Below are 13906 nucleotides of genomic sequence, written 5' to 3'. Positions count from 1 at the left end.
GATAACTTCGTCCGCATTCCACTCCGGGAGACGCATATGGAAATCACTGAACCACGCCGTTTGTATCAACAACTTGCTGCTGACCTGAAAGAGCGCATTGAACAGGGCGTCTATCTGGTGGGTGATAAACTGCCTGCCGAACGCTTTATTGCCGATGAAAAGAACGTCAGCCGAACGGTAGTTCGTGAAGCCATCATCATGCTGGAAGTTGAAGGCTATGTGGAGGTGCGTAAAGGTTCAGGTATTCATGTGGTTTCCAACCAGCCGCGCCATCAGCAGGCGGCTGACAATAATATGGAATTCGCCAATTACGGTCCGTTTGAGTTGCTTCAGGCTCGCCAGCTCATCGAAAGTAATATTGCCGAGTTCGCGGCAACTCAGGTAACGAAACAAGACATCATGAAACTGATGGCCATTCAGGAACAGGCGCGCGGCGAACAATGCTTCCGTGATTCCGAGTGGGATTTACAGTTCCACATTCAGGTAGCCCTGGCGACGCAGAACTCCGCCCTGGCGGCCATCGTTGAAAAAATGTGGACCCAACGTAGCCATAACCCGTACTGGAAAAAACTACACGAACACATTGATTCCCGTACCGTTGATAACTGGTGTGATGACCATGATCAAATTCTCAAGGCGTTAATTCGCAAAGATCCTCATGCTGCTAAGCTGGCAATGTGGCAGCATCTGGAAAACACCAAAATCATGTTATTTAACGAAACCAGCGACGATTTCGAGTTCAATGCCGACCGCTATCTGTTCGCCGAAAACCCGGTAGTGCATCTCGATACGGCCACCAGCGGCAGCAAATGAAATTCCTGTCCGACAGGCGCTGCAATGCGCCTGTTTGTCTCGTCGGTAAGCGAAAAGTATAAAGTGTCAGCCTGTGTAAATCCTCTCGCCACCCTCCCCTGCAATCAGCAAAATCAGACTCCACGGACATGTAATTTTGATAACGAACAACGTTGACCTTTGTTACAATTAGATTCAATTTGAATTTATGCTTTTGAATGCTTTCTTATCTCACGTTTTAACAGGGAATAGTTCAGGCTGTGTTGATGTATCAAACCCGCAGAACATACCAAAACAGCAATAACATTGCGGTAGTGCATCTTTTAAAACCAGCGTGGCGTTAACCGATTCACCAGGAATAATGAATGGAACTTTTGACCCAATTGCTGCAAGCCCTGTGGGCGCAGGATTTTGAAACCCTGGCCAATCCATCGATGATTGGCATGTTGTATTTTGTCTTGTTTGTAATTTTGTTCCTTGAAAATGGCTTGCTTCCGGCGGCCTTTTTACCGGGCGACAGTTTACTGGTATTGGTCGGCGTGTTGATTGCGAAAGGCGCGATGGGTTACCCGCAAACGATTCTGCTGCTGACCGTTGCCGCCAGCCTCGGTTGCTGGGTCAGCTATATTCAGGGGCGATGGCTGGGCAATACCCGCACCGTACAAAACTGGCTATCTCATTTACCCGCGCATTATCATCAACGCGCACACCATCTTTTTCATAAACACGGTTTATCGGCGCTGTTAATTGGTCGCTTTATTGCATTTGTCAGAACACTGCTGCCGACGATTGCCGGGTTATCAGGGCTGAATAACGCGCGCTTTCAGTTCTTCAACTGGATGAGCGGTCTGCTGTGGGTATTGATCCTGACAACTCTGGGTTACATGCTCGGCAAAACGCCGGTATTTTTAAAGTACGAGGACCAGCTGATGTCATGCCTGATGCTGCTCCCGGTGGTGCTGCTGGTGTTTGGCCTGGCAGGTTCTCTGGTCGTGTTATGGAAAAAGAAATATGGAAATCGGGGGTAAGGGATGCAAATACCTCGCATGTCGCTTCGCCAGCTAGCCTGGTCCGGCACTGTTTTACTTCTGGTCGGCACGCTGTTGCTGGCCTGGTCCGCGGTTCGCCAGCAAGAGTCTACGCTGGCGATTCGTGCCGTTCATCAAGGCACAACGATGCCAGACGGTTTTTCGATCTGGCATCACCTTGACGCTCATGGCATTCCTTTCAAAAGTATCACCCCCAAAAACGACACTCTGTTAATTACATTTGACTCCAGCGACCAGAGCGCCGCCGCAAAAGCGGTCCTCGACAGAACATTGCCCCATGGCTACATCATTGCGCAGCAGGACAATAACAGTCAGGCTATGCAGTGGCTGACCCGGTTACGGGATAACTCTCATCGCTTCGGATAACTTCCTGTTATCCGAAACATATCACTCACTTTGGTGATTTCACCGTAACTGTCTATGATTAATGAGGCGGTGGTTAACACTACCGCTTCGTTGTCTGGACAATCGTTCCTTTGTAATAGGTCCGAATCACAATGGAAGGTTCAAGAATGAAATACCGCATCGCTTTAGCTGTTTCTCTCTTTGCTCTTAGTGCCGGTAGTTATGCCACTACCCTGTGTCAGGAAAAGGAGCAAAATATCCTTAAGGAGCTCAGCTATGCCGAAAAACACCAAAACCAGAATCGTATTGACGGTCTGAATAAAGCCCTGAGTGAAGTCCGGGCCAACTGTTCAGATAGCCAGCTGCGTGCCGATCATCACAAGAAAATCGCAAAGCAGAAAGATGAGGTGGCGGAACGCCAGCAAGATTTAGCCGAGGCGAAGCAAAAAGGCGATGCCGATAAGATTGCCAAACGCGAACGGAAACTGGCAGAAGCGCAGGAAGAGCTGAAAAAGCTGGAAGCGCGCGACTACTAACTCACAATAGTCACTACTTACTCACCTGGAGAAAACTATGTCGAAAGAACACACTACGGAACATCTGCGTGCTGAGTTGAAATCCCTTTCCGATACGCTGGAAGAGGTGCTTAGCTCATCTGGCGAGAAGTCGAAAGAAGAGTTGAGTAAGATTCGTAGCAAAGCGGAGCAGGCACTGAAACAGAGCCGTTATCGCCTGGGTGAAACCGGTGATGCCATCGCCAAACAAACCCGTGTCGCGGCGGCGCGTGCTGATGAGTATGTGCGTGAAAATCCGTGGACCGGCGTGGGAATTGGCGCTGCAATCGGTGTAGTGCTCGGCGTTCTGCTGTCGCGTCGTTAATTATGGCGGACACTCATCACGCGCAAGGGCCCGGTAAAAGCGTTCTGGGCATCGGGCAGCGAATTGTTTCCATCATGGTTGAAATGGTGGAAACACGTCTGCGGCTGGCGGTGGTGGAGCTGGAAGAGGAAAAAGCTAATCTCTTTCAACTTTTACTGATGCTGGGCCTGACGATGCTTTTCGCTGCATTTGGTCTTATGAGCCTGATGGTGCTAATTATTTGGGCGGTTGATCCGCAATATCGCCTGAATGCGATGATTGCCACCACCGTGGTGTTGCTGCTACTGGCACTGATTGGCGGTATCTGGACGTTACGTAAATCGCGTAAATCCACCTTGCTGCGCCATACACGCCATGAGCTGGCAAACGATCGGCAACTGCTCGAGGAGGAGTCCCGTGAGCAGTAAAGTCGAACGTGAACGACGTAAGGCGCAACTGCTTAGCCAGATCCAGCAACAACGGCTGGATCTTTCCGCCAGTCGTCGTGAATGGCTGGAGGCAACAGGCGCTTACGATCGTCGCTGGAATATGCTGCTAAGTCTGCGCTCCTGGGCGCTGGTTGGCAGTAGCGTGATGGCGATCTGGACGATTCGCCATCCTAATATGCTGGTCCGCTGGGCCAGACGCGGTTTTGGCGTATGGAGCGCCTGGCGTCTGGTTAAAACGCCCCTCAAGCAGCAACAGCTTCGCGGTTAACTTCCCTCTGGCCGGAGCAATTCCGGCCTTATCCCTCAAATTTTTTGAATATTTTTGACAGTTTTCCTTGCTAACAATCATCATTCACCACGTTTATGATTCTCTCCATCGACAGCAACGACGCTAATACCGCGCCCTTGCACAAAAAAACAATCAGCAGCCTGAGTGGCGCAGTGGAGAGTATGATGAAAAAATTAGAAGATGTTGGTGTACTGGTAGCGCACATTTTAATGCCGATTCTGTTTATTACCGCAGGCTGGGGAAAAATCACCGCTTACTCTGGTACCCAACAATATATGGAAGCAATGGGTGTCCCGGGTTTTATGCTGCCGCTGGTGATTCTGCTTGAGTTCGGTGGTGGTCTGGCAATCCTGTTCGGTTTCCTGACTCGCACCACAGCCCTGTTTACTGCGGGCTTTACGCTGCTGACGGCATTTTTATTTCACAGCAACTTTGCTGAAGGCGTCAACTCGCTGATGTTCATGAAAAACCTGACAATTTCTGGCGGATTCCTGCTGCTGGCAATTACCGGTCCGGGCGCGTATAGCATCGACCGCCTGCTGAATAAAAAGTGGTAAGCACGCGCTATACTTAACGATAAAAAACGAGGAGGAAGCTCCTCGTTTTTGCTATTGGAGGAGAGAAAAATGGGTCAACTGATTGACGGCGTCTGGCATGACACCTGGTACGATACCAAATCTACCGGCGGTAAATTTCAACGTTCAGCTTCCGCATTTCGTAACTGGCTCACTGCCGATGGCGCACCTGGCCCCACTGGCACAGGCGGTTTTATCGCAGAGAAAGATCGTTATCATCTCTATGTTTCACTCGCCTGCCCGTGGGCGCACCGCACGCTGATCATGCGCAAACTCAAAGGACTGGAACCGTTTATTTCCGTTTCCGTAGTGAACCCGCTGATGCTGGAAAACGGCTGGACCTTTGATGACAGTTTTCCGGGAGCAACCGGAGATACGCTCTATCAACATGAATTTCTGTATCAGCTTTATCTCCACGCCGATCCACACTACAGCGGACGAGTTACTGTTCCCGTGCTGTGGGACAAAAAGAACCACACCATCGTCAGCAACGAATCAGCAGAAATCATCCGCATGTTCAATACCGCGTTTGATGCGCTGGGCGCAAAAGCGGGTGATTACTACCCACCAGCCCTGCAAACGAAAATTGACGAACTTAACGGCTGGATTTATGACACCGTTAACAACGGCGTGTATAAAGCTGGTTTGCCACCAGCCAGCAAGCCTACGACGAGGCGGTGGCGAAAGTGTTTGAATCGCTGGCGCGACTGGAGCAGATTTTAGGCCAGCATCGTTACCTGACCGGCAACCAGCTAACCGAAGCCGATATTCGCCTGTGGACTACGCTGGTGCGTTTTGATCCAGTGTATGTGACCCACTTCAAGTGTGATAAGCACCGCATCAGCGATTACCTGAATCTGTATGGCTTCCTGCGCGATATCTACCAGATGCCGGGGATCGCCGAAACTGTCAATTTCGATCACATCCGTAATCATTACTTCCGCAGCCATAAGACCATCAACCCTACGGGGATTATTTCAATTGGTCCGTGGCAGGATCTCGATGAACCGCATGGACGAGATGTTCGCTTCGGTTAAAAAAAGGCACCTTACGAGGTGCCTCTGATAATTAGCTAAGTGCATGTTGTTCATGTCGGATGCGGCGTGAACGCCTTATCAAACCTACAAAGCGTTTATATTCAATATGTTACAATGACCGCGTAGGCCAGATAAGCGTAGCGCATCTGGCGATTTTGCGCTTGCCATCAGTCTTAGCGCGCCTTCACGGCACTTTATTAATTCCTTGAACGAATATTTACTGCCATTTCATTCACGTCTATTCTTAATTTGCTGCTTTAAAAACAAGTGATTGAGCAAAATTGAGGCAAAAATGGACTGGTATCTGAAAGTACTAAAAAATTATGTCGGTTTCCGGGGTCGTGCGCGGCGCAAAGAGTACTGGATGTTTATTCTGGTCAACATCATCTTTACGTTCGTGCTGGGGCTGCTGGATAAAATGTTAGGCTGGCAACGCGCTGGTGGCGAAGGCATCCTGACGACAATCTACGGTATTCTGGTGTTTTTACCGTGGTGGGCGGTTCAGTTCCGCCGCCTGCACGACACCGACCGCTCGGCGTGGTGGGCACTGCTATTCTTAATCCCGTTTATCGGCTGGCTTATTATCATCGTCTTTAACTGCCTGGCGGGTACGCCAGGCGAAAACCGCTTTGGACCAGATCCAAAACTGGAACAAGAATAATGATTAAGCACCTTGTAAAAGGTGCTTCAAATTGTTGACAAAGTGCGCTTTGTTTATGCCGGATGCGGCGTAAACGCCTTATCCAGCCTACAAATTGCCAAAATTCAATATATTGCAGTGACTGCGTAGGCCTGATAAGCGTAGCGCATCAGGCAGTTTTGCGTTTGTCAGCAGTCAGAAGCACCTTGTGAAAGGTGCTTAATAGATTATTTTCCAGCGAACAACTTTGGAATTTCCCGCAGACACCAGGATTTCGCTTCCCCCATACTGTCACGACGCCAGGCCATAATAATATCGATCTCGCTGGTCGATTCCGGGCTGACGACACGCAACCGCCCTTCCGCAATATCTTTTTCGACCATCGGATACGGCATCGTCGCCACGCCAAGCCCCGCCAGTAATGCCTGACGTTTATCTTCAATCGTGCTCACCGTTAAGCGCGGCTGTTTGTCCAGCAGCTGTACGGTCAACACCGGGCGCTCACGAGCGGTATCCGCTACCGCAATTCCACGATATTTCACACGCGTCACTTCAGATAACGGTTCCGGCTCCTGATGAATCGGGTGATCAGGCGCGGCAACGTAGACGTTCATTAACGTATAGAGCTTGCGCGAGTTGATCTCCGACGAGGAACGAAAATGCATATCCGGCGCGATAACGATATCCGCCCGCCCCTGCTCCAGCCGTTCCCACGCCCCCGCCAGCACTTCTGTGATGATTGCCAGTTGGGTATTGGCTTTTGCCGCCAGTTTGTCGATTAACGGGAAAAAGGCAGGTGTCGGTACCAGCGCTTCGGTCACAATGGTGAGATGCGTTTCCCAACCGCGCGCGAGAGCTTACGCATCAGTAGTCAGTTTATCTGCGGCTTCCAGCAAAACGCGCCCTCGCTCCAGCAACATCCTCCCGACATTGGTGAATTTGGTGCGATGGCCCGAGCGGTCAAACAGCACCACATCCAGCTCTTCTTCCAGTTTTTGCATGGTGTAGCTAAGTGCGGAAGGCACGCGTCCCAGCTCATCCGCTGCCGCCGCAAAACTGCCCCGGCGATCGATCGCATCCATAACCCGTAGTGCTTCCAGCGTTAATGCCCTTTCTTTGGCCATTTCGTTCTCATTCAGGAAATTTGAACATACCGGGCAGAATATCTGGCTAACAATGTAGCGTCCAGCCCCTTACCATAAAAGGAAGTAAAGAGAGGTCAAGAATTATGATTACTACCCGAACTGCCAGGCAGTGTGGACAAGCAGACTACGGATGGTTGCAGGCCCGGTATACTTTTTCCTTTGGACACTACTTCGACCCGAAATTGTTAGGCTATGCCTCCCTGCGTGTGCTTAACCAAGAAGTGCTGGCCCCAGGTGCCGCCTTTCAGCCGCGAACCTATCCCAAAGTCGATATTTTAAATGTGATTCTGGATGGAGAAGCAGAGTATCGCGACAGCGAAGGCAATCATGTTCAGGCCAGCGCCGGAGAGGCGTTGCTGCTCTCTACCCAGCCGGGTGTCAGCTATAGCGAACACAATCTCAGCAAAGACAAACCGTTAACGCGAATGCAGCTTTGGCTGGATACCTGCCCGCAGCGAGAGAATCCGCTGATTCAAAAGCTGGCGCTTAATATGGACAAACAGCAATTAATCGCCTCGCCAGAGGGTGCGATGGGAAGCCTGCAATTACGCCAACAAGTGTGGCTGCACCATATCGTGCTCGACAAAGGCGAAAGTGCGAATTTCCAGTTGCATGGGCCACGCGCGTATTTGCAATCGATTCACGGGAAATTTCATGCGCTTACGCATCATGAAGAGAAAGCGGCGCTAACCTGCGGTGATGGGGCGTTTATTCGTGACGAGGCTAACATTACGCTGGTTGCCGATTCCCCACTGCGCGCTTTGCTGATAGATTTGCCTGTCTAGTTGTTTTTACAGGGAGATGATGATGAGTAAAAAATCGACCAAAAAGCGCCAGCCAGCGAAGCCCGTGGTGGCGAAAGAACCTGCTCGCACCGCCAAAAATTTTGGCTATGAAGAGATGTTGAGCGAGCTGGAAGCTATCGTCGCGGATGCTGAAACGCGTTTAGCCGAGGATGAAGCTACCGCGTAAAGACAGGTTGCCGGATGCGGCGTAAACGCCTTATCCGGCCTACAAAACACAACAACATCAACAAATTAAACACCCCGTAGGCCGGATAAGATGCGCCAGCATCGCATCCGGCATCAGGTACAAAACACAACAACATCAACAAGTTGAGCACCCCGTAGGCCGGATAAGGTGCGCCAGCATCGCATCCGGCACAATACTCAAAACCTGGCGTTTATCTGGCCTTGCTCGCCATAATCTCGATAATCTGCCGATCCGTTTGCTGCATCGAATGGCTTGCTAACGCACACAGGTTGGCAATCGACTGCTCAACATCATGCGCCACGATCCCTTCATTGCCGGTCACGGCGGTATCATCCAGCGCCATTAACACCGCTTTCCACGCAGCCGAAGCACTGGTCGAAACCTTCATCGCGCAGCTGTTCGACGCACCATCGCAAATCATGCCGCTGACATCGCCGATCATACTGCTGATCGCCACCAGAATGCAAATCAGTACCAGACCATAAAAGGGACTGTCTGACAGCAACCCTTCCGTCACGCCGAAGGTATGCAGATAGGAAGCACTATCGTTGGTGATGGCGGTGGAATAGACGAACATCCAAATCACCAGCATTACGAAATAGAGCGCACCTAACAGGATGCCCCAGTTTTTACCTAAATAACCGCTAATGACACTCGGGTAATCTTTACATTCTGGTGATTCTGCCAGCGTATTAATAAACAACCGCTGAAACAGATACATTGCCGGGTAACCAATCACCGATGAGAGCAAAAATACCCACAATCCCATCAAACCGACCTGCACCGGGAGAAAAACAATCCCCGCGCCAATCGCCATCCCGATACTCATAATCACCCAGCCGGTGTCAGTACTGTCGAATTTGATCGCTTCTCGCCACTCGCTCTCACTCATTCCAGCACGACCCGCCGGGGTCGAAGCGTCTGCAATGACGCCTTTATTCGATGCAATTTCCATAATTTCTCGCTCAATATTTTGTAGGGCTTATTATTTTTTTCCGAGCCGCATCAAGGCGATATGCGGTCTACGTTTTTGCAGGCGAGTTATTAGAATAAAGAAATGATACGCGCGAGGCCAGAGAAAATCTTCACAATCAAGACTTTAAAATAACGGAGATGGATAAGAATTTTCTACTAAATTAATCGCAAGAGAATATTCATTCTCTATTTGCGGCAGATCACAAAAAAAAGGTGCACATTTGTGCACCCAAGGATGAAAGCTGACAGCAATGTCAGCCGCAGACCACTTTAATGGCCAGTCCTCCGCGTGATGTTTCGCGGTATTTATCGTTCATATCTTTGCCGGTTTCATACATCGTCTCGATCACTTTATCGAGTGAAACACGCGGTGCCGAGGTGCGGCGCATCGCCATCCGCGCGGCGTTTACTGCTTTCACGGCATTAATGGCATTACGTTCAATGCACGGGATTTGTACCTGTCCGGCAACCGGATCGCAGGTCAGCCCAAGGTTATGCTCCATCGCGATTTCCGCCGCATTGCATACCTGCGCCGGACTGCCGCCCAGTAGTTCAGTTAACCCTGCCGCTGCCATTGAACAGGCCACGCCAATCTCCCCCTGACAGCCGACCTCCGCGCCAGAGATGGAGGCGTTCATTTTATACAGCGCGCCAATAGCCCCCGCTGCCAGAAAATAGCGGGCAATTGACCGCTCGTTTACCGGACGACGGAACTTATCGTAATAAGCCAGCACTGCCGGAATAATGCCGCACGCACCGTTAGTCGGTGCCGTTACCACGCGCCCGCCAGCTGCGTTTTCTTCACTAACCGCCAGCGCGTACATGTTGATCCAGTCGATGACATTCATCGGATCGTTAGAGATGTTATCGCTAGAAACCAGCTGACGACGCAGCGCTACGGCACGACGCGGCACATTGAGCGGACCAGGCAGCACGCCTTCAGTGTTCATCCCGCGTTCAATACCGTCATGCATCACTTGCCAGATACGGGCAAACCCTGCGTCAATTTCCGCTTTGCTGCGCAGCGCCAGCTCGTTGTGCATCATCAGGCCAGATATAGACAGGCCGTTGTAATCACACATTTTCAGCAGTTCACCTGCTGAGTGGAAATCGTAAGGTACGGACGTTTCGACATCGTGCGACAGGCCGAAGTGTTCTTCTTCGACAATAAACCCGCCGCCGACAGAGTAATAGGTTTTACTTAATAGCGCTTCCTGTCCCTTCCAGGCAGTGATCCGCATTCCGTTCTCATGGCGAGGCAACATTTCGGGATGGAAGATAATGTTCTTTGCTACAGGAAAATCAACAATATGCGCACCAGATGCCACTGGCAGCCGCCCGCTGCGCGTTACTAACTCTATAAATGCAGGGATCTCATCAATGACAACATCCTGCGGACTGTTTCCTGCCAGTCCCATGATAATGGCGACATCCGTGGCATGGCCTTTGCCCGTCAGTGACAACGACCCGTACAGATCGACCACAATATGGCTCGTCGCGGTTAATAAGCCGCTACTTTCCAGCCGATCAATAAAACTTTTTCCGGCATTCATTGGCCCCACGGTATGCGAACTGGAGGGACCAATCCCAATTTTGAAAATATCGAATGCACTAATCATATCCACACCCTCGGATTGCCGTTCAGTGAAGTGGAGCGGAACGACCTTGCGACCGTCCCGCTCACGAGGCTTTACGCACTACGTACTGCGATAGCTTCAATTTCCAGCTTCACATCTTTCGGCAAACGCGCAACCTGCACACAGCTCCGGGTCGGGTAGGTCGCCTGATGCTCATCGAAGAACTGCTTATAGACTTCATTGATGGTGGCAAAATCATTCAGATCGGTGATGAACACGGTCATCTTGATGATATCGCCCACGCTCAGCCCGGCAGCAACCACGATCGCTTTGACGTTTTCGAGGCTTAAACGTGCCTGATCTTGCACATCAGCCGGGATCTCACCGGTCTGCGGGCAAACCGGAATTTGCCCGGAGGTGAAGACCATGCTGCCTAAATCAACGCCCTGAACATAAGGGCCGATTGCGCCTGGGGCACGTTGCGTTTCGATAATCTTTTTCATACATCCTCCGGCGTCAGAGCGCCTGGGTAAAAGTACGTGAAATAACATCCTGTTGCTGTTCACGGGTCAGTGCGTTGAAGCGCACGGCGTAGCCAGAGACACGGATTGTCAGGTTAGGATATTTTTCCGGGTGCTCGATGGCATCCAGCAGCATTTCCCGATTCATTACGTTGACGTTGAGGTGTTGACCGCCTTCGACATCCGCTTCGTGGTGGAAATACCCATCCAGCAGGCCAACAAGGTTGGTTTTACGTACTGGATCTTCTTTGCCCAGCGCCGCAGGAACGATTGAGAAGGTGTACGAGATCCCATCTTTGGCGTAGGTGAACGGCAGTTTCGCCACCGACGTCAATGAGGCCACGGCACCTTTGCGGTCACGACCATGCATCGGGTTAGCGCCCGGCGCGAACGGTGTTCCGGCGCGACGACCGTCCGGCGTATTACCGGTTTTCTGGCCGTACACCACGTTAGAAGTGATAGTCAGAATCGACTGGGTAGGGACGGCGTTGCGATAGGTTGGCAGCGCTTTAATTTTCTTCATAAAGCGTTCAACCAGGTCGCAGGCAATGCTGTCTACGCGCTCGTCGTTGTTGCCGTACTGCGGATATTCACCGTCGATTTCAAAGTCCACCGCCAGGCCGTTTTCGTCACGGATTGGTTTCACGCGGGCATATTTGATGGCAGACAGGGAGTCCGTCGCCACCGACAGGCCCGCGATGCCGCATGCCATAGTGCGATAGACATCACGATCGTGCAGCGCCATCAGCGAAGCTTCGTAGCTGTACTTGTCGTGCATGTAGTGAATGATATTCAGCGCGCTGATGTACTGCACCGCCAGCCAGTCCATGAAGTGATCGAGGCTGTCCATCACTTTGTCGTAATCCAGCACGTCGTCCATCAGCGGTGCTGTTTTCGGCCCGACCTGAATCTTCAGCTTCTCGTCCACCCCGCCGTTAATTGCGTAGAGCAGCGTTTTCGCCAGGTTAGCGCGTGCACCAAAGAACTGCATTTGCTTACCAATCACCATTGGGCTGACGCAGCAGGCAATCGCGTAATCGTCGCTGTTGAAGTCAGTACGCATCAGATCGTCATTTTCATACTGCAAGGAAGAGGTGACGATCGACACCTGCGCGGCATATTTTTTGAAGGCAATCGGTAATTCTTCCGACCAAAGAATGGTCAGGTTAGGTTCCGGTGCCGGCCCCATAGTGTGCAGGGTGTGCAAATAGCGGAAGGAGTTTTTGGTCACCAGCGTACGACCGTCCAGCCCCATCCCGCCGATCACTTCCGTCGCCCAGATTGGGTCGCCGGAGAACAGCGAATCAAATTCCGGTGTACGCAGGAAGCGTACCATACGGATCTTCATGATGAAGTGATCGATCAGTTCCTGTGCCTGCTGCTCATTGAGGACGCCAGCTTTAAAGTCGCGCTCAATGTAGATATCCAGGAACGATGCCGTTCGCCCCAGCGACATCGCGCCGCCATTTTGCGATTTCACTGCCGCCAGATAAGCGAAGTAGAGCCACTGCACCGCTTCCTGTGCATTCTGCGCCGGGCGAGAGATATCAAAGCCATATTTCGCCGCCATTTCCTGAATCTGCAACAGCGCATGACGATGCTCTGCCAGCTCCTCACGCAGACGGATGGTGGCTTCCAGATCCTCGCCTTTTTCCAGACGAGACTGGAGATCGGCAAATTGCAGTTTGCGTTCACGCACCAGATAACTGATGCCATACAGCGCTACGCGGCGATAGTCACCGATAATGCGCCCACGACCATAGCCATCTGGTAAACCGGTCAGCACGCCAGATTTACGGCAGCGCAGCATATCCGGTGAGTAAACATCAAATACGCCCTGGTTATGGGTTTTACGCAGATCGGTAAACAGATATTCAAATTCACTGTCCATTTCACGGCCATAGGCGTGGAATGAACTTTTAATCATATTAATGCCACCGAACGGGTGTAGCGCACGTTTCAACGGCGCATCCGTTTGCAGGCCAACAATTTTTTCCAGCGGCTGGTTAATATATCCCGCATCATGAGCGGTAATTGTGGTGGCAATATTGGTATCGAAATCAACCGGCGCGTGGGTTGCGTTTTCGATACGGATGCCTTCCATTACTTTTTCCCACAATTCCGTGGTGGCAGGCGTCGCTTCGGCGAGAAAAGATTCATCGCCTTCATACGGTGTATAGTTATGTTGAATAAAATCGCGGACATTAATTTCGCTTTTCCAGTCCGTACCTTTAAAGCCAAGCCATGCGTCAGCGTACAGCTTATCGCTGGTATCAATATCTACCTTCATGAAAAATAATCTCTCTACAATACTTCAACTAAATTATGCAAATTCTGCGGGCGCGTTAACTTTACCTAAATGAATGGCATCCAAAGCAATCATTTTTTCTTCGTTAGTCGGAATAACGACGCAAATGACATGCGCATTTTCACTGGAAACAATTCGCTCGCCAAAAGAGTTAGATCGATTATTCATTTCTGTATCAATCTCTACGCCTAATACAGCCAAATGTTCCATGACCAGACGACGAATTAAACTTGAATTCTCTCCTATTCCGCCGGTGGGTAATGACTCCAACTTACTGATAGTGTTTTATGTTCAGATAATGCCCGATAACCTTGTCATGCAGCTCCACCGATTTTGAGAACGACAGTGACTTC

General features: G+C 50.9%; 17 protein-coding genes and 3 pseudogenes. 13 read left to right on the top strand and 7 right to left on the bottom strand.

All coding sequences use genetic code 11. The features are described 5' to 3' along the window. Positions 1–36: 36 nt before the first annotated feature. The 11 genes and pseudogenes from exuR to ACUU1M_RS15040 all read left to right on the top strand — a co-directional run bounded on the left by exuR (position 37) and on the right by ACUU1M_RS15040 (position 6055). A complete protein-coding gene (gene exuR, locus ACUU1M_RS15090; RefSeq protein WP_000406488.1) occupies positions 37–813 on the top strand; it encodes a transcriptional regulator ExuR in 777 nt (258 codons plus the stop codon). Positions 814–1052: 239 nt separating this feature from the next. After that, positions 1053–1136: a protein YqiM gene (yqiM, locus tag ACUU1M_RS15085; RefSeq protein ID WP_211180508.1), complete on the top strand. Its 84-nt coding sequence runs from the start codon at positions 1053–1055 to the stop codon at positions 1134–1136. Positions 1137–1157: 21 nt separating this feature from the next. Continuing rightward, positions 1158–1820 carry a DedA family general envelope maintenance protein YqjA gene (gene yqjA / locus ACUU1M_RS15080; RefSeq protein ID WP_000422149.1) on the top strand — a complete coding sequence of 221 codons (663 nt, stop codon included), beginning with the start codon at positions 1158–1160 and terminating at the stop codon, positions 1818–1820. A 3-nt stretch (positions 1821–1823) separates the two neighbouring features. Beyond that, positions 1824–2207 (top strand): EnvZ/OmpR regulon moderator MzrA, encoded by a 384-nt coding sequence (gene mzrA, locus ACUU1M_RS15075; protein ID WP_001166768.1) that lies wholly within the window; start codon positions 1824–1826, stop codon positions 2205–2207. A 146-nt stretch (positions 2208–2353) separates the two neighbouring features. After that, entirely contained in the window at positions 2354–2722 is a 369-nt protein-coding gene (yqjC, locus tag ACUU1M_RS15070; RefSeq protein WP_005076788.1) for a DUF1090 family protein YqjC, read from the top strand. Positions 2723–2759: 37 nt separating this feature from the next. Then, positions 2760–3065: a DUF883 family protein gene (locus ACUU1M_RS15065; protein ID WP_000031415.1), complete on the top strand. Its 306-nt coding sequence runs from the start codon at positions 2760–2762 to the stop codon at positions 3063–3065. 2 nt (positions 3066–3067) lie between these two features. Beyond that, positions 3068–3472 carry a phage holin family protein gene (locus tag ACUU1M_RS15060; protein WP_000785722.1) on the top strand — a complete coding sequence of 135 codons (405 nt, stop codon included), beginning with the start codon at positions 3068–3070 and terminating at the stop codon, positions 3470–3472. Next, the gene (locus ACUU1M_RS15055) at positions 3462–3761 is read left to right on the top strand and encodes a YqjK-like family protein (RefSeq protein WP_000096085.1); all 300 of its coding nucleotides are present in this window, start codon (positions 3462–3464) and stop codon (positions 3759–3761) included. Before ACUU1M_RS15060 ends, ACUU1M_RS15055 begins: the two co-directional genes overlap by 11 nt. Positions 3762–3946: 185 nt before the next feature. Further along, the gene (locus ACUU1M_RS15050) at positions 3947–4339 is read left to right on the top strand and encodes a DoxX family protein (protein ID WP_000732226.1); all 393 of its coding nucleotides are present in this window, start codon (positions 3947–3949) and stop codon (positions 4337–4339) included. 69 nt (positions 4340–4408) lie between these two features. Continuing rightward, positions 4409–5394, top strand: a pseudogene (yqjG, locus tag ACUU1M_RS15045) (glutathionyl-hydroquinone reductase YqjG). A gap of 292 nt (positions 5395–5686) precedes the next feature. Further along, on the top strand, positions 5687–6055 hold the full coding sequence (locus ACUU1M_RS15040; protein ID WP_005076795.1) for a DUF805 domain-containing protein: 369 nt from the start codon (positions 5687–5689) through the stop codon (positions 6053–6055). Positions 6056–6261: 206 nt separating this feature from the next. Here the strand turns inward: ACUU1M_RS15040 and yhaJ are convergent. Next, a pseudogene (gene yhaJ, locus ACUU1M_RS15035) lies at positions 6262–7158 on the bottom strand (DNA-binding transcriptional regulator YhaJ). A 104-nt stretch (positions 7159–7262) separates the two neighbouring features. On the opposite strand from yhaJ, the gene ACUU1M_RS15030 reads away from it, so the two are divergent. Both ACUU1M_RS15030 and yhaL read left to right on the top strand, forming a co-directional pair. After that, positions 7263–7964 carry a pirin family protein gene (locus tag ACUU1M_RS15030; RefSeq protein ID WP_000633582.1) on the top strand — a complete coding sequence of 234 codons (702 nt, stop codon included), beginning with the start codon at positions 7263–7265 and terminating at the stop codon, positions 7962–7964. Between the two features lie 22 nt (positions 7965–7986). Continuing rightward, positions 7987–8151, top strand: a complete 165-nt coding sequence (yhaL, locus tag ACUU1M_RS15025) for a protein YhaL (RefSeq protein WP_005050939.1) — start codon at positions 7987–7989, stop codon at positions 8149–8151. A 211-nt stretch (positions 8152–8362) separates the two neighbouring features. Here yhaL and ACUU1M_RS15020 read toward each other — a convergent pair whose 3' ends face one another. From ACUU1M_RS15020 to ACUU1M_RS14995, 6 genes and pseudogenes are all read right to left on the bottom strand, one after another. After that, positions 8363–9127 (bottom strand): L-serine ammonia-lyase, iron-sulfur-dependent, subunit alpha, encoded by a 765-nt coding sequence (locus ACUU1M_RS15020; protein ID WP_000401576.1) that lies wholly within the window; start codon positions 9125–9127, stop codon positions 8363–8365. Between the two features lie 274 nt (positions 9128–9401). Then, positions 9402–10766, bottom strand: coding sequence for an L-serine ammonia-lyase (gene tdcG / locus ACUU1M_RS15015; RefSeq protein ID WP_000622115.1), 1365 nt, complete (start codon positions 10764–10766; stop codon positions 9402–9404). A gap of 71 nt (positions 10767–10837) precedes the next feature. Continuing rightward, positions 10838–11227: an enamine/imine deaminase gene (locus ACUU1M_RS15010; protein ID WP_000719990.1), complete on the bottom strand. Its 390-nt coding sequence runs from the start codon at positions 11225–11227 to the stop codon at positions 10838–10840. 13 nt (positions 11228–11240) lie between these two features. Further along, a complete protein-coding gene (gene tdcE, locus ACUU1M_RS15005; RefSeq protein WP_000861755.1) occupies positions 11241–13535 on the bottom strand; it encodes a 2-ketobutyrate formate-lyase/pyruvate formate-lyase in 2295 nt (764 codons plus the stop codon). A 33-nt stretch (positions 13536–13568) separates the two neighbouring features. After that, positions 13569–13808: pseudogene (locus ACUU1M_RS15000) on the bottom strand (propionate/acetate kinase); the annotation flags it as partial. Positions 13809–13824: 16 nt separating this feature from the next. Beyond that, positions 13825–13906, bottom strand: an 82-nt coding sequence (locus tag ACUU1M_RS14995; protein ID WP_000618533.1) for an IS1 family transposase, incomplete at its 5' end; no start/stop codon positions are given.

Source organism: Shigella sp. SIG6, assembly GCF_053555815.1.
The sequence above is the reverse complement of the archived record's forward strand: the minus strand, read 5'-3'. Positions and strand labels throughout refer to the sequence as shown.

What these genes read in the sequence shown, in the direction of transcription:
- tdcG (WP_000622115.1), bottom strand. Translation starts at nt 10,766, where the DNA reads ATGATTAGTGCATTCGATATTTTCAAAATTGGGATTGGTCCCTCCAGT.
- exuR (WP_000406488.1), top strand. Translation starts at nt 37, where the DNA reads ATGGAAATCACTGAACCACGCCGTTTGTATCAACAACTTGCTGCTGAC.
- ACUU1M_RS15050 (WP_000732226.1), top strand. Translation starts at nt 3,947, where the DNA reads ATGAAAAAATTAGAAGATGTTGGTGTACTGGTAGCGCACATTTTAATG.
- ACUU1M_RS15010 (WP_000719990.1), bottom strand. Translation starts at nt 11,227, where the DNA reads ATGAAAAAGATTATCGAAACGCAACGTGCCCCAGGCGCAATCGGCCCT.
- mzrA (WP_001166768.1), top strand. Translation starts at nt 1,824, where the DNA reads ATGCAAATACCTCGCATGTCGCTTCGCCAGCTAGCCTGGTCCGGCACT.
- ACUU1M_RS15040 (WP_005076795.1), top strand. Translation starts at nt 5,687, where the DNA reads ATGGACTGGTATCTGAAAGTACTAAAAAATTATGTCGGTTTCCGGGGT.
- ACUU1M_RS15020 (WP_000401576.1), bottom strand. Translation starts at nt 9,127, where the DNA reads ATGGAAATTGCATCGAATAAAGGCGTCATTGCAGACGCTTCGACCCCG.
- tdcE (WP_000861755.1), bottom strand. Translation starts at nt 13,535, where the DNA reads ATGAAGGTAGATATTGATACCAGCGATAAGCTGTACGCTGACGCATGG.
- ACUU1M_RS15060 (WP_000785722.1), top strand. Translation starts at nt 3,068, where the DNA reads ATGGCGGACACTCATCACGCGCAAGGGCCCGGTAAAAGCGTTCTGGGC.
- ACUU1M_RS15030 (WP_000633582.1), top strand. Translation starts at nt 7,263, where the DNA reads ATGATTACTACCCGAACTGCCAGGCAGTGTGGACAAGCAGACTACGGA.
- yhaL (WP_005050939.1), top strand. Translation starts at nt 7,987, where the DNA reads ATGAGTAAAAAATCGACCAAAAAGCGCCAGCCAGCGAAGCCCGTGGTG.
- yqjC (WP_005076788.1), top strand. Translation starts at nt 2,354, where the DNA reads ATGAAATACCGCATCGCTTTAGCTGTTTCTCTCTTTGCTCTTAGTGCC.
- yqjA (WP_000422149.1), top strand. Translation starts at nt 1,158, where the DNA reads ATGGAACTTTTGACCCAATTGCTGCAAGCCCTGTGGGCGCAGGATTTT.
- ACUU1M_RS15065 (WP_000031415.1), top strand. Translation starts at nt 2,760, where the DNA reads ATGTCGAAAGAACACACTACGGAACATCTGCGTGCTGAGTTGAAATCC.